Source organism: Dysgonomonas sp. GY75, assembly GCF_015234155.1.
Classification (GTDB): Bacteria; Bacteroidota; Bacteroidia; order Bacteroidales; family Dysgonomonadaceae; genus Dysgonomonas; species Dysgonomonas gadei.
In genome coordinates this window covers 418,878-432,083 of the sequence record NZ_JADCLQ010000003.1, presented here as the reverse complement: position 1 = coordinate 432,083, position 13,206 = coordinate 418,878, and the positions used below count along the sequence as shown (strand labels likewise).

The following is a 13,206-nucleotide window of genomic DNA, read 5'->3' as shown; positions in this document are numbered from 1 at the left end:
AAAGAGGAGTGCTTTTGTAAAAGCACTCCTCTTTTTTTATTTTTTATTTATTGACAGGGTACAACGTACTATTAATAATAATTTTCAGGATATACAGCACTAAGTTCAATATATATAGATCCGTTTCTGTCACTGATGTGAACCTTATTTTCCCTGGATAGCCATCCGATAGCAAGGAGTATCAACGAATCTTTGTAATGAGTATAATCTCCGATTTGCCTTACAGAAAGGCTACCTTTTGTGCACAGGAGACGCCAGATGTTGCCGGCGTTTGCTCCAATAGCATTATCCGTCATAGCTATAAATTTTTAAATGATTAAAAAAATCGAAAAAACTCTATATTGAAATAGAGGATTGAGTAGTATTCCGGACAACAATCCGTCACAGGGCCTTTTATACAAATTTAAGAACTTGTCCACTACCGGTCAATCGGTTATGGACACGCACATTTCCTTCTATCGCTAAAGTTAAGAACAATTTTCAATAATTCAAATAAACATAATTGAATTTTATAGATAATTTATTGAATTTTATATCATTCCATGTTTTTTAGCACAGTGAATAGCGATAAACGTAACTATTTTATCATATATCGTGATTAAACTCTAAAAACTTTATCTATAAGTAAAAATCAATTTTGCTTATATGAAAACGAGCATGAATCACAATTCACCAAAGTACATGATAATTCTGCCATGCGAGTTTCCATACATCCATTAAAAATAAAATTACCCGTATGAAAACTACTTCCGTATTTAAGCGTAACCTACAAGGAATAAACGAAAGGAACCGCTATATCGTAAACAAAGGCTCTACCCGTTCGTCGAAGACTTACAGTATCCTGCAATTGCTGCATGCCATTGCTTCACATTCCGAAGCGCCGAGGATTATCTCGGTGGTTTCCGAATCTATGCCCCATCTGAAAAGAGGGTGTATCCGTGATTTCATGGATATGCTTCAGCGGGAAAGTATGTGGGAACAGAAAAACTGGAATGCCACTGATAAGATTTACAAGGTGAGTAATTCCATTATCGAATTCTTCTCGGCTGATAATCCCGGAAAAGTACATGGCCCTTCGCGCGATATATTATATATAAATGAGTGTATCAATATCGATTATGAGGTGTACCGCCAACTGGCGATCCGCACGACCGAATATATAATTCTCGACTGCAACCCCTGTTTCGAGTTCTGGCTCGATGAAAAAGTGCTGGTCATGCCCGAAGCCAAACTGATACATTCTACTTACCGCGATAATGAATTTCTCTCATGTGCGCAGGTCAGGGAAATAGAATCGAACCGTGGCGACGAAGACTGGTGGCAGGTTTATGGAGAGGGGCTGACAGGTGCAAGGCAGGGCATGATTGTCCGCAACTGGGACATTGTGCAGTCTATGCCCGAGGTGTATAAAAAGCGTTGGCTAGGTGTCGATTTCGGTTTCACCAATGATCCTACGGCGATAGTGGATATACGCCTTGCGAACGGAGAACTCTGGATAGATGAACTGTTGTATGCCAAAGGCTACGACAACCTGATGATTGCCGAACATCTGAGTGTGTCGGGTATCCCGCGCGATACACCCGTTATTGCCGATAGCGCCGAGCCTAAAAGCATCAGGGAGATAAGTGCGAAAGGCTGGAAAGTGGAAGCGGCGCAAAAGGGTAAAGACAGTATTAATTCAGGTATTTCTGTCCTGAACAGGTACAGGAAGCATGTATCTGCCCGAAGTGCGAATATCATTAACGAATACCGCAACTATTGCTGGAAAACGGACGAATTCGGTAATGTAACCAATGCACCTGTCGATAAGTACAACCATTCTATCGATGCTCAGCGTTATGTATGCCTGAATAAGCTATTGGAGAAGAATGGCGGATTGAATTATTCGGTGATAAGGGGGAAATAATTAGCAGATTAGCAAATTCGGAAATTAGCAAATAAATTAATAATTCAATTAGCAGATTCGAAAATTAGCAAATTCAATAAAGAATATCCATTTACTAATCTGCTAATATTCAAATTAAAGAAAAATGGCAAGTTTAGAACTCTACATCAACAATCAATTATGTGAGATAGAAAGTCCGGAGAATTTTTCGGTCTATCTCAAGCGTCAATTACTGAATCCGGCGGAACTGAGCACAAAAGACGCACAACGCTCATACGACATCAGCCTGCCCGCCACGGCAACCAACAACGCCATCTTCGGCTATACGAACACGGAGGAGGTGAGAGGCAAATTCTCGCAATTGTATGATGCGCAGTTGCTGGTGAACGGAATAAAGATTTTCGATGGGAAATTTAAAATCAGTGAGATCGGGAAAGATTATTACAAGGGTAATCTGGGGGTTCCGGCGGCGAAGACGGTGAAGGATATTTTCGGGGAGATGAAGATGAATCAGGCGGGGAAGTGGCCGCTGAAATTTGAGAAAATAGAAGATGTCACAATATATAATGAAGGGAAGCATGAACAGAAAACAGGCGAAGATGATGAAATATCGCCATGCATTTTTCCGCTTGCCCTGTATAAACTAATGACGAAAGAAAGTTTGAATAATACCTATTCGGCTAAAAATGTTTATGACAGGAGTGTAAGGTTTGCGCTGGAGGATTTTCCGCCCTCTGTCAATTGCATTCATATGCTGAAAAAAATATTCAAACAGGCAGAGTATAATCTCACAGGCAATGCGCTGCATGACGAAAGGCTGAGAAACCTTTATATGAGTTACAAGAACCCCAACGACTACGAAATGCAGTGGGGGACGGGTACAACGAGCATTAGTGGCACATGGAGTAATTATGTGAAAGAAATACGTTCGATAGAATCCAATTATTATATGACATCCATTTGGGATGAATCGCCGATGTCGATTACCACAAATTTGTTTGATTCAAGGAATATCAGTAATCTTACGATTGTCGATCCCTCCGGAAATATAACTCACAACACTAATCGCAACAGAATACATAATATAAATTTCAGAGTACCCTATACCGGATTTTATAAAGTAAGATTTAAAGCTGTATATACAGGAAAGGATGAAATGGCCGAAAATATGGATCTGGCTGTTTCTCCCGGGGGCCTTGATGATTTCTTTGCCGAATGTAAAGTCCTGCGACACTCGTTGGGGGATACGGATGTGTTTGAAAACCTGTATTTTGATAATCATTATTATAAGAATAATATAAAACAGGATTTGGACGGAATAGGAAATCAATACCCGAAAGCCCATGCGGTGAACTTTATAGACCCAAAGCAAAACAAAAATTTCGTTTGCGGATTTTCATGGGGCGGAGATGTGGAAGGAAAAGACGATCAAGGCATATACGATTATAAAAGCATGAAGAATCCGATGATAAAAGACAAGTTCTATCATAACCCGATGGCTATGAGTGGAGGAATATCTTGGAGTATTAGAGAACCAGATTCAGAATCTTTCAGGGCTTATTCTGCTGTAAGGAGTGAGGGATATGTTTTTGAAGATGATAAGCCTTCCGGCAAATATAAAATAGAACTGAGTAGCCTGAATGATATTACCCCATGGACAGCCCGGACAAGTAATACCAATGCGGAAGGGGAGATACATCAGGTGATATGGCTTCAAAAAAACGAATACCTTTCGGTTGTTTCTACCGCAACATTCTGGGAAAAAGCTAACGTATGGCCTAACCACCAGATTTATTTTGAGCTATCATTAGAGCCTTTTAGCCAGGATTTTAACTGGATGAACATGGATAATGATGGTTCAAGTACTAAACCTATGAACTGGAATGAAGATGGTACATACAAAAAGGGGGAGATAGACCTTTTTAAATTCCTGCCTGACAATATAAAAGTAAACGACTGGATTGATAATTTCTGTAAGGCTTTTAACCTGAAACTGGCAAATACGGGAATAGACAGCTTTGAATTGAGCATTAAAAATAAGGACATGGTTACAACAGCTTCGAGTGTTATCGACCTTGATAAGGGAGCAAGCGTGCAGCAGCGCAGGAATGAGTCGCTGAAACTGCCGTCGCTCTATGATATCGGCTTTACCGTAAACACAGAAGAGGAAGGCTATTACGATCTGAAGAAAAAGTCAGAAGGTAATACAAATGGGAATGATGATTCCGAGATAATATACAGAGGGAAGTACTATACGGAGAGCACTGAAACCAATGTACTGACACAGACCTCCAATTTTTCGTACTGCTGGTATAAAGAGATACTGGATTTCGCTAAGGAACCTTTGTTTAAAATACCTGTAATTATGAATCACGAAGCATGGGAGAATGATCTCGATTATGAGGATACGATGGACGACCGGTATTATGACCTGCCGCAGCGCTTTTGGTACAAAACCGGATTGTTCGATGCAGAAATTAACAAAAGACCGGTACGACTAGCTAAGGTATCGAATGAATATAATGGAGAAACCAAGCTAACACTTGATTATAAGGATGACCCTAATTCGTTACTGAATAACTACTTCCTGTTGCTGTTGAATGTAGATAATACATACACGGTAGTCAATTGCTATCTGACACCAGAGGAGTATAGTAGGTTGGATATATCACTGGTGAAATTTAATGGTAATCACTACAATATAGCTGAAATAGATGGTTATGACCCTATGAGGCGAAGTAAAGGTGTACTTAAATTAATAAAGAGAATGATATAGGTAAAAAGGGAGAAAAATCTCCCTTTTTCTAGTCATCTATTTTTGTATAGCTTACCCATTCTTTATATGTGCCCACAGGAAGAGTATATAATTTGTTGTTCTCGATTTCCCATTTATAGACTTCATTTGGAGAATATCGAAATGCAGTATTATTTATTTGATAATTATCTTTAAATACAGATTCTATCTTATATTCTCCATTTGAATAAAAAGTCACGTAATAGTCTTTAAAATCTTTTGACAAATACATTCCTATTGAGGGATCATCATCCCGTTGCCATACACCCTGTATCGGATTATATCCTTCCGGCTTATAATTCTTGTCATTGGGGTCATTCCAGTTACCGTTCCATACAAACTCTTCTTCTTTCGGGTCGTCATCATCCCCGCCACATGCAGTAAAGCCCACACACAATGTGCAAATAAATATGAAATACAGGAATTTTTTCATCGCTTTTTAAGTTATAGTTTTGTTAAAAACAAAGATAGGGGAAATAATTAAGAATTAACAATTAAAATTAAGAATTAGGGGATATGAAAGTTTTGTTTTATCTATACATTAGTGAGAATACAGATTTCTTTGAAAAGGGTAGAGGATATAAGAAATATAAAAAATGACAGATGGAAAAAATGTGTAAAAAGTGTCAACTTTGTCAGGTTTTAGTAAATAATCTTTACGAAGCAGCGCAGATCGAACTACCCACTTGTATAATATTGAATAGGGCAAACGCATCAAAATTCATAAAGCTGTTTTCAAGCTCCTGTAGGGGCGTATTGCATATGCCCGGTTGTGATATTTTGTTATGCGGGCGTATGCAATACGCCCCTACAGGCCTTCGATAGAAGTTGAATAATTTGATGCGTTTGCCCTGAATATTGAAAGGATGCACCTGATTACTAAACGAAAATTTGTAACTTGCATCTCTAAATTTCTAATCAATACATAAGTATGGGACTATTTGATTTCTTCAAAAAGAAAAAGCAAGTGATAGAAGTGACAGATGAAGATCGCAGACAGTTTGCTGAGGATATGCAGGCAAATGCAAATGCTCTGGTGGACCAATTTAAGAATGTCGCTCAGCTCGATTTTAGCGTGGATAGCCTTCAGTTACTCGATGAGATAATGGAAGAGAACACGCCGTTTTATAAACAGGGTAATGATGAGACAAAGCGAATAATGATAATAAAGATAGGCGCGTATATATTTGAAGTTGCCCGCCAGAATTTCGGAGGTCAGTATTTTTGGTACAATAAACTGGATCAGCCCGTATTAGTTACCGGACAGCCCGAATTTGAAATGTCATTGCTTGCATATGAGAAAGTGAAGGGTCGTTTCGAGAATGGCAGTGAAGATAATATTCCGTTTTTCTTTGCCGGATATGTTGAGGGAGTGAAGAATAGAGAGAACGCTATGATAGTATAGGGTTTTAACTAGTGTATAAATATAGCTCTTATTTGCAGGTTATGAGTGTTTTAACTTAAGATAAAAATACAAATATCTACTTAGATTTACTATGAAAATCCTCTTAAAAAGAAACTGAAGTTATCTTGTTTTTCTTCTGTTTTTTCTCACTTTAGATAAAAATATTTGATTTTCGAAATTATTTTGTTGTTTGTTAGTGTGTTATGTTGATCCCTGATACTCGGGGGGCGTTGATATTATGCTAATTTAAATCTTTATATTTTTTCGATTATCAAAACTTATCTTGATCTGTTTATCTAAAAACGATAAATTAACACTTTCAAATTTTTAATATTTCAAGATTCGAAATGAATAATGGTTTCATCTGTTAAATAAGAAACAACCGAATCTTAAAATACTCACAAATAGAACTATTTTTCCCATCGGGTTATGCTACTTTTACCTATGTAAAATGAATGATGTTCATAACAGGTTGAAAGAACGGTCTGAATATCAGGTTCATTTTATTTAGGACAAATATGCAGGTTTCGATGAGTATATTTGTTTGATGGAGTTTAAATGCCCAATATAAGAATAGTTTTATAAGTTATTTAATAGCACTAGTTTAAATTTTTTTTAATAGTTAAGGAAGAACCGCAAGTTTTGTGTAGTTTGTGAAGTGTGAAGCCATGTGAGCTGTGAAGTTCGCATGGTTTTGTTTGGTATCAAACTTCGTAGATTAATCAGTCGTTTTGCAATATTATTTTTTTATGTTGGGTAAAAGTACTTACGTCGGGAGGAATACTATATGCAGTAAGATCGATGAATAGTGAATCTTTACCTATCAGAGGAATGTCACAGTTGTCGATAGTGGCATACTCTTTCATTACCATTTCCATATCCTTATTGTAGAATGCTGTAACCGAATTGAAAAGGCTGTCGCTATCGATGGCAACCTTTACCTGAAAGGCAAAAGTATACTCATCCTCATCAAAATAATAGACAAATGTGGTATCGCTGGTTGCATTATTCCGTGTATAAGTTTCCGATACTTTCATCAGACCTTTAGTCTTATCCTGATACAACTGGTAATAGCAATTTATATCCTGATTTTGGTTCAGTACGGCCACGGAGTGAGAAGCGCATATGCCATTTGCTATATTACTGTCTATTGTTTGTTTTTGGTTTCTTAAGCGAAAAGCTATATCTGGTTCGGGTAACAAGCAAGAAGAAAAGGTGCTTGTTATAAAAACAGCCATTAGAAAAAGGAAATCAGTATCTCTCATTCGTGTAAGTTTTTCTTGTATGTGTTTGCTGCAAAGATATAATTCTTTTTACAAATAAAGAAGTAATTCCCGGGCTCAATGAGTTATATTTGTAGTTTCCTTATCATGTTATTAACAGAGTTAATCATATAGTTTATGTATTTCAGTAAAACAAAAGAAATAGTCGCCATACACGACCTTTCGGGCATAGGGAGGGTATCACTCACCGTAGTAATTCCTATACTTACATCTATGGGATTTCATGTCAGTCCCTTGCCTACAGCAATTCTTTCAAGCCATACACAGTATCCTCATTTTTCGTTTCTCGACCTGACGGACGAGATGCGTAAAATTATAGCCGAATGGAAGAAACTGAATGCAGGATTTGATACATTCTATTCCGGTTATCTGGGTTCTCCCGAACAGGTGCAGATAGTCAAAGACTTTATACAGGAGTTTCGCAAAGATAATAACCTTGTTGTTGTAGATCCTGTTTTGGGTGATAATGGTAGATTATATGCGGGCTTTGATATCACTATTGTAGAGGAGATGAGGAGATTGATAACCGTGGCCGATATAATAACACCTAATCTGACCGAACTCTTTTATCTGCTGGATATACCTTACGAAAAAGAATATACCGATGAGAAATTAAAGCAATACCTATTGGCTCTCTCCGATAAAGGCCCTTCCATAGTTATCATTACCAGTGTACCTGTCGCAAATGATCCGCATCAGACATCCGTATATGCATATAACCGCAATGGAGGCCGTTTCTGGAAAGTGACCTGTCCATATTTGCCGGCACATTATCCCGGTGTGGGTGATACATTCACCAGTGTTATCACCGGAGCGATGATGCAAGGCGACAGCCTGCCGATGGCTTTGGATAGGGCTACTCAGTTCTGTTATCAGGGTATACGGGCTACATTCGGCTATGAATACGATTCGCGTGAGGGCATCTTGCTCGAAAAGGTTTTGCATAACCTGCACATTCCGATTCAGGTAAGTACATATGAATTAATATAATATTTGTAATAAATGGAATCATTACGTAAATTCTGGCTGCGCTTTTTCAGCTATAATTGGAAATTTGGTCTTGTCCTGATTTTACTATTTGGTATTCCCCGTTTTATATTAGTGCTTCAGGCAAATGTATCGGGAGGATACAGCACTGTCTTTATTATTTTTATGCTGATGTGGTTTACACTATTTATATTCCTTACAAAGCAGGGAAGAAAAGGGATGGGAATGAAGCGTCCGAACCATTATCTGCGTTTACTGTATTCGTTTCTACTGGGAGTACTTTCCTGTGCCGTTATATTTGGTGTATTTCTCCTTATATTTGAAAAAACGGATGAGAATGCATTCGTATATATTTCAAAGGCCGGAGCAATGCCTGCCGATATTCCGCCTTCCGACAAATTGATTTACTTCATTATAGCTGCTATCCCCAGTATGATATTCAGCCCTATCGGCGAGGAATTTCTTTACAGGGGAGTTATTCACGGGAGTTTTGTGAGTAAATTTGGCGAAATCAAGGCTTCGGTATTCGATAGTCTGGCTTTTGCCTTTACCCACCTCGCACATTTCGGTATTATTTATATTGCCGGAAGCTGGAGCTTTCTGCCAGTCCCGGCATTACTATGGATTGTAGGTATGTTTTTCGTCAGCCAGATCTTTTTTCGTTGTAAGCTGATGTGCGATTCTATTTTCGGAGCTGTCTTTTCACATGCTGGCTTCAATTTTGCTATGATGTATTTTACTTTCTATCACCTTTTATAATTTATTTCCTGCCTGTCCTGCATATACAGTCTGTCAAATGGTCGTTGATATAGCCTACGGCTTGCAGATGTGCGTAGCAAATCGTTGTACCGAAAAACTTAAATCCCCGTTTTTTCATATCCTTGCTGATAGCATCCGACAACGGTGTTGACGCAGGTACCTCAGCTAATGTTTTCCAATGATTGATAATTGGTTTACCTTCAGGTAGGAACGATTTCATATAGTTACAGAAACTACCGAATTCCTTTTGTACATCAAGGAAAAGTCGGGCATTGGATATTGTAGCTTTTACTTTCAGCTTGTTACGGACAATACCCTCATCATTTATCAGCCGTTCCACATCTTTGTCTGTAAACTTCGCAACCTTTTCAGCATCGAATCCGGCAAAGGCCTTTTTGTAACCTTCCCGTTTCCGGAGAATGGTTATCCAGCTTAGTCCGGCTTGAGCGCTTTCGAGAACAAGGAATTCAAACATCGTTTTATCATCAGTCACCTCCGTACCCCATTCGTCGTCGTGGTACTTTATATATAAAGGATCATTTCCTACCCACCCGCAGCGGATTACTTGTGTATTGCTAATCATAGAATTTATTGTTTTATTGTATATCTTTTAGTTGCAATTTCATCATAATATCTGTCTGTTCGTCATCGCCTAGTCTGAAAATATGTTTATCAAACTCGACAAAACCATTCTTCTTATAAAAACTTATTGCTCTCGGATTTTCTTCCCAAACACCTAGCCATACTGAGTCGAGACCTGTTTCCTGCGCTCTTTGTATAGCTTTCTGATAGAGCAATTGTCCCACACCTTTTCCATGAAATTCTTTCAATACATAAATTCGCTCTATTTCAAGTGATTTAATATCATTGAGTTCTGTCTGAGATTGCCCTGAATTTAGCTTCAGGTAGCCGATTATCTCTCCTCCGGATATAGCAAAATAAAACTCCGAATTTTTGTTATTTAGCTCAATGGACAGTATTTCAGCTGAGAGTTTATCAGTCAGATATTTGGCCATATTTTCTTCAGTATTTACTTTCGAAAATGTTTCATAAAAAGTTTGTTTGCTGATTTTTTGTATTTGATCAATTTCGTCGAATACCACTCTTCTTATCTCTATTTCTTTCATTATACTAAATACACTATTATAGTCTAAAAATACAATATTAATTATGATTCCAAGCTGATTTGAAAATTAAAATCTTTAACTTTATAGTGAAATAGTAAAAAAAAGAATGATCGTAACACAAAAAAAGAATGTTCCGCAAAAGGCATTAGTAAACAAATATCTGCCGGTCAATTACACAGACATTTTTGAATGCACGATAAAGAATGCTTCTAGGATCACCGCTGATAATATTCAGGTTGCCTTCTGGACTGTAAATCCTAAATGGCTCGAAAATCTTTTCCGTATCCGTAACACTTTGGTTAAGCCATTCGGCCTCAAAGGGGATGAAAACAGGAATACAGAAGAAATTGAACGTTGTATACGTGAAGGCGGTAACTATGGTCTTATGTCTGTTCCTGACAAATCAGAAAATGAAACGGTGCTCTACCTCAGCGACAAGCATTTGTCAGCGCATCTGTCTGTCTATATAGAGTATGAGGCAAATAAACAAATTATAAGTGTAATCACACTGGTTAAGTTTCACAACTGGCTTGGATATACTTATTTTTATGCTATTTGCCCTTTCCATCATATTGTAGTAAGGAAAATGCTGAAGCATGCCGTCAAAACCTGTATAAGGAAGGATATAAAATAAAACGGGCTGCAATACATTTTGTACTGCAGCCTATCACCGGAAGGTTTACCGTTTAGCTATCAGAAAAAGTCTACCCGTCCAGTTTCCATATGGTATACTCCTCCTACAATTTTTATATCTCCCTTTTCTTCCATTTCTTTCAGTATAGGACTTTTTACCCGAATTTCTTCTATTGTCAATTTTACATTGTCGTCGCAAACTTTTTGTACGAATTCAGGATTATTGGAAGTCTTATCTCCCTCAAAATCTTTAGATGCCAAAGTTACAGCAGGGCGTATTTTAGAAAGTAATGTTGTGATATTTCCAAGTTTTATATCATCTATAGCTGATTTTACAGCTCCGCAATGCTCGTGTCCCAGTACCACTACCAGTTTCGAACCCGAAACTTTACATGCAAATTCCAGACTTCCCAATATATCGGGATTTACCACATTTCCTGCCACACGTGCTACAAATATATCTCCTATTCCCCTGTGAAATACATCCTCGACAGGAATGCGCGAGTCGAGACAAGATACTATTACAGCTTTAGGATATTGCCCTAATGCAGCTTCTCTGACACGCTCCGAATTGTTACGCACGGTAAGGTTATCTTCTGTAAATTCCTTATTTCCCTGTTTTAGAATTTCTAATACAGTGTCCGGTGTCAGTTGTGCCTGTTCTTCGGCTGTCAGAACCGGGTTGCTCAAAATTTCTTCTTCCGGGATCTTTATATCTGTATCCTGAACTTCTGAATTGTTATTTACTTTGACAGGTTTTTGGCAAGATGTAAAGATTCCAAAGACGCCAGCTAGTGAAAAGAATAGTATACTATTCAAAACAAAATTTTTCATGATTATACTTAATGAATGTGTTATTAAATATCGAACTCTTAGTATTATATAGCCTTTTGTTGATGTGTTTGCAATTAATAGTTTTTTTAGTCTTGTATAATTTACATAATTAGCCAAAGCCAAATGGAACAATATATTTTATATATAACAATGCTGTTTTGGAATTGTTCTTTAATAAATCAGATCATATCAGGTTAATCTTTTTTATTACTCATGATAATCAAAATAATTATATTTTTGTAGTCAGATCAATATTATTGAAAAATGTCAGCTACCGATTATGTTTCCCCTTTTTCTAAACCGTTGTATGTAATGTTGAAGCCGGTCGGAGCAGTCTGCAATCTCCGGTGTAAATACTGTTATTATCTCGAAAAGAAGGGTTTGTATCCTGATGCGAAAAATTATATAATGAGTGATGATTTGCTGGAATCTTTTATCGAACAATATCTCAATGCACAGACTATGCAGGAAGTCATGTTTACATGGCATGGGGGTGAGACTTTGATGCGTAATAAAAGTTTTTACCAAAAGGCACTTGAATTACAGCGAAAATATGGAAGGGGACGACAAATAGCAAACAGTATACAGACTAATGGAACTCTACTGACCGATGATTGGTGTAAGTTTTTCAAAGACAATAATTTTTTAGTTGGTATATCTGTAGATGGACCTCAGCATTGTCATGATGTGTATCGTAGAACGAGGGACGACCGTCCTTCTTTTCATCAGGTGATGAAAGGGCTGGCATTATTGAAAAAGCATGATGTAGAATTTAATATAATGGGTGTAGTGAATGACTACAATGTAAATTTCCCACTCGAATTCTATAATTTTTTCAAGAGTATCGATTGCCGTTATATCCAGTTCTCTGCAATAGTAGAGAGGGTAGACGGAGGCTTAGCTCCGTGGAATGTTCCATCAGAGAAATGGGGCGATTTTCTGATTGCTATTTTCGATGAATGGGTAAAACAAGACGTTGGTACGTTTTTCATTCAGTATTTCGACTCTGCACTGGCTAATTGGATGGGAGTTCCGCCCGGAATTTGCATACAGGCCAGGACCTGTGGACATGCAGGAGTTATGGAGTTTAACGGAGATGTGTATAGTTGCGATCATTTTGTATATCCGGAATATAAACTGGGTAATATTAATAGCAGAACGCTGACCGAAATGATGTATTCCGACAAGCAACTGAAATTTGGCAATGATAAATATAATAAACTACCTTCTCAGTGTAAAAATTGCAGGTATCTTTTTGCCTGTAATGGCGAATGTCCTAAAAACCGGATAATTAAAACAGATTCAGGAGAAGATGGATTGAATTATTTATGTAAAGGATATTATAAGTTCTTCGATCATGTAGCGCCTTATATGGATTTTATGAAAAACGAACTGGATAATCAACGCTCGCCGATGAATGTGATGGCCGCTGTCAAAAACGGGTATTTCATATAAACAGAAACGGGACCATCTAAATGAAAGATCCCGTCCTTATACAT

13 protein-coding genes are annotated in these 13,206 nt (G+C 37.6%); 7 read left to right on the top strand and 6 right to left on the bottom strand.

Annotated elements, in window-relative coordinates:
• Positions 1 to 71: 71 nt before the first annotated feature.
• Positions 72 to 296, bottom strand: coding sequence for a winged helix-turn-helix domain-containing protein (locus tag IR083_RS02770; protein WP_006797734.1), 225 nt, complete (start codon positions 294 to 296; stop codon positions 72 to 74).
• A 440-nt stretch (positions 297 to 736) separates the two neighbouring features.
• On the opposite strand from IR083_RS02770, the gene IR083_RS02765 reads away from it, so the two are divergent.
• The gene (locus tag IR083_RS02765; protein ID WP_194223153.1) at positions 737 to 1,906 is read left to right on the top strand and encodes a PBSX family phage terminase large subunit; all 1,170 of its coding nucleotides are present in this window, start codon (positions 737 to 739) and stop codon (positions 1,904 to 1,906) included.
• A gap of 124 nt (positions 1,907 to 2,030) precedes the next feature.
• Entirely contained in the window at positions 2,031 to 4,661 is a 2,631-nt protein-coding gene (locus tag IR083_RS02760; RefSeq protein ID WP_194223152.1) for a hypothetical protein, read from the top strand.
• A 28-nt stretch (positions 4,662 to 4,689) separates the two neighbouring features.
• On the opposite strand, the gene IR083_RS02755 is transcribed toward IR083_RS02760, so the two are convergent.
• Entirely contained in the window at positions 4,690 to 5,112 is a 423-nt protein-coding gene (locus IR083_RS02755) for a hypothetical protein (protein WP_194223151.1), read from the bottom strand.
• Positions 5,113 to 5,610: 498 nt separating this feature from the next.
• On the opposite strand from IR083_RS02755, the gene IR083_RS02750 reads away from it, so the two are divergent.
• A complete protein-coding gene (locus IR083_RS02750; protein WP_194223150.1) occupies positions 5,611 to 6,084 on the top strand; it encodes a hypothetical protein in 474 nt (157 codons plus the stop codon).
• Positions 6,085 to 6,806: 722 nt separating this feature from the next.
• Here the strand turns inward: IR083_RS02750 and IR083_RS02745 are convergent.
• Complete coding sequence (locus tag IR083_RS02745; protein ID WP_194223149.1) at positions 6,807 to 7,349, bottom strand: hypothetical protein; 543 nt, start codon at positions 7,347 to 7,349, stop codon at positions 6,807 to 6,809.
• A 135-nt stretch (positions 7,350 to 7,484) separates the two neighbouring features.
• Between IR083_RS02745 and IR083_RS02740 the strand changes: the two genes are divergently transcribed.
• The gene (locus IR083_RS02740) at positions 7,485 to 8,357 is read left to right on the top strand and encodes a pyridoxamine kinase (protein ID WP_006797742.1); all 873 of its coding nucleotides are present in this window, start codon (positions 7,485 to 7,487) and stop codon (positions 8,355 to 8,357) included.
• Between the two features lie 12 nt (positions 8,358 to 8,369).
• Positions 8,370 to 9,113 (top strand): CPBP family intramembrane glutamic endopeptidase, encoded by a 744-nt coding sequence (locus IR083_RS02735; protein WP_194223148.1) that lies wholly within the window; start codon positions 8,370 to 8,372, stop codon positions 9,111 to 9,113.
• A 1-nt stretch (position 9,114) separates the two neighbouring features.
• On the opposite strand, the gene IR083_RS02730 is transcribed toward IR083_RS02735, so the two are convergent.
• Positions 9,115 to 9,696 (bottom strand): DNA-3-methyladenine glycosylase I, encoded by a 582-nt coding sequence (locus tag IR083_RS02730; RefSeq protein WP_194223147.1) that lies wholly within the window; start codon positions 9,694 to 9,696, stop codon positions 9,115 to 9,117.
• 13 nt (positions 9,697 to 9,709) lie between these two features.
• On the bottom strand, positions 9,710 to 10,240 hold the full coding sequence (locus IR083_RS02725) for a GNAT family N-acetyltransferase (RefSeq protein WP_194223146.1): 531 nt from the start codon (positions 10,238 to 10,240) through the stop codon (positions 9,710 to 9,712).
• A gap of 106 nt (positions 10,241 to 10,346) precedes the next feature.
• Here IR083_RS02725 and IR083_RS02720 point away from each other — a divergent pair, with 106 nt between their 5' ends.
• A complete protein-coding gene (locus IR083_RS02720; RefSeq protein ID WP_006797745.1) occupies positions 10,347 to 10,874 on the top strand; it encodes a DUF2867 domain-containing protein in 528 nt (175 codons plus the stop codon).
• A 59-nt stretch (positions 10,875 to 10,933) separates the two neighbouring features.
• Here the strand turns inward: IR083_RS02720 and IR083_RS02715 are convergent, their stop codons facing one another.
• Positions 10,934 to 11,707 carry a carbonic anhydrase family protein gene (locus IR083_RS02715; protein ID WP_148401816.1) on the bottom strand — a complete coding sequence of 258 codons (774 nt, stop codon included), beginning with the start codon at positions 11,705 to 11,707 and terminating at the stop codon, positions 10,934 to 10,936.
• Positions 11,708 to 11,971: 264 nt separating this feature from the next.
• Between IR083_RS02715 and IR083_RS02710 the strand changes: the two genes are divergently transcribed.
• A complete protein-coding gene (locus IR083_RS02710; protein WP_194223145.1) occupies positions 11,972 to 13,162 on the top strand; it encodes an anaerobic sulfatase-maturation protein in 1,191 nt (396 codons plus the stop codon).
• Positions 13,163 to 13,206: the final 44 nt, after the last annotated feature.

Bases quoted from the DNA above. Each gene is read 5' to 3' on its own strand.
- IR083_RS02770 (WP_006797734.1), bottom strand. From the start codon at position 296: ATGACGGATAATGCTATTGGAGCAAACGCCGGCAACATCTGGCGTCTC.
- IR083_RS02765 (WP_194223153.1), top strand. From the start codon at position 737: ATGAAAACTACTTCCGTATTTAAGCGTAACCTACAAGGAATAAACGAA.
- IR083_RS02760 (WP_194223152.1), top strand. From the start codon at position 2,031: ATGGCAAGTTTAGAACTCTACATCAACAATCAATTATGTGAGATAGAA.
- IR083_RS02755 (WP_194223151.1), bottom strand. From the start codon at position 5,112: ATGAAAAAATTCCTGTATTTCATATTTATTTGCACATTGTGTGTGGGC.
- IR083_RS02750 (WP_194223150.1), top strand. From the start codon at position 5,611: ATGGGACTATTTGATTTCTTCAAAAAGAAAAAGCAAGTGATAGAAGTG.
- IR083_RS02745 (WP_194223149.1), bottom strand. From the start codon at position 7,349: ATGAGAGATACTGATTTCCTTTTTCTAATGGCTGTTTTTATAACAAGC.
- IR083_RS02740 (WP_006797742.1), top strand. From the start codon at position 7,485: ATGTATTTCAGTAAAACAAAAGAAATAGTCGCCATACACGACCTTTCG.
- IR083_RS02735 (WP_194223148.1), top strand. From the start codon at position 8,370: ATGGAATCATTACGTAAATTCTGGCTGCGCTTTTTCAGCTATAATTGG.
- IR083_RS02730 (WP_194223147.1), bottom strand. From the start codon at position 9,696: ATGATTAGCAATACACAAGTAATCCGCTGCGGGTGGGTAGGAAATGAT.
- IR083_RS02725 (WP_194223146.1), bottom strand. From the start codon at position 10,240: ATGAAAGAAATAGAGATAAGAAGAGTGGTATTCGACGAAATTGATCAA.
- IR083_RS02720 (WP_006797745.1), top strand. From the start codon at position 10,347: ATGATCGTAACACAAAAAAAGAATGTTCCGCAAAAGGCATTAGTAAAC.
- IR083_RS02715 (WP_148401816.1), bottom strand. From the start codon at position 11,707: ATGAAAAATTTTGTTTTGAATAGTATACTATTCTTTTCACTAGCTGGC.
- IR083_RS02710 (WP_194223145.1), top strand. From the start codon at position 11,972: ATGTCAGCTACCGATTATGTTTCCCCTTTTTCTAAACCGTTGTATGTA.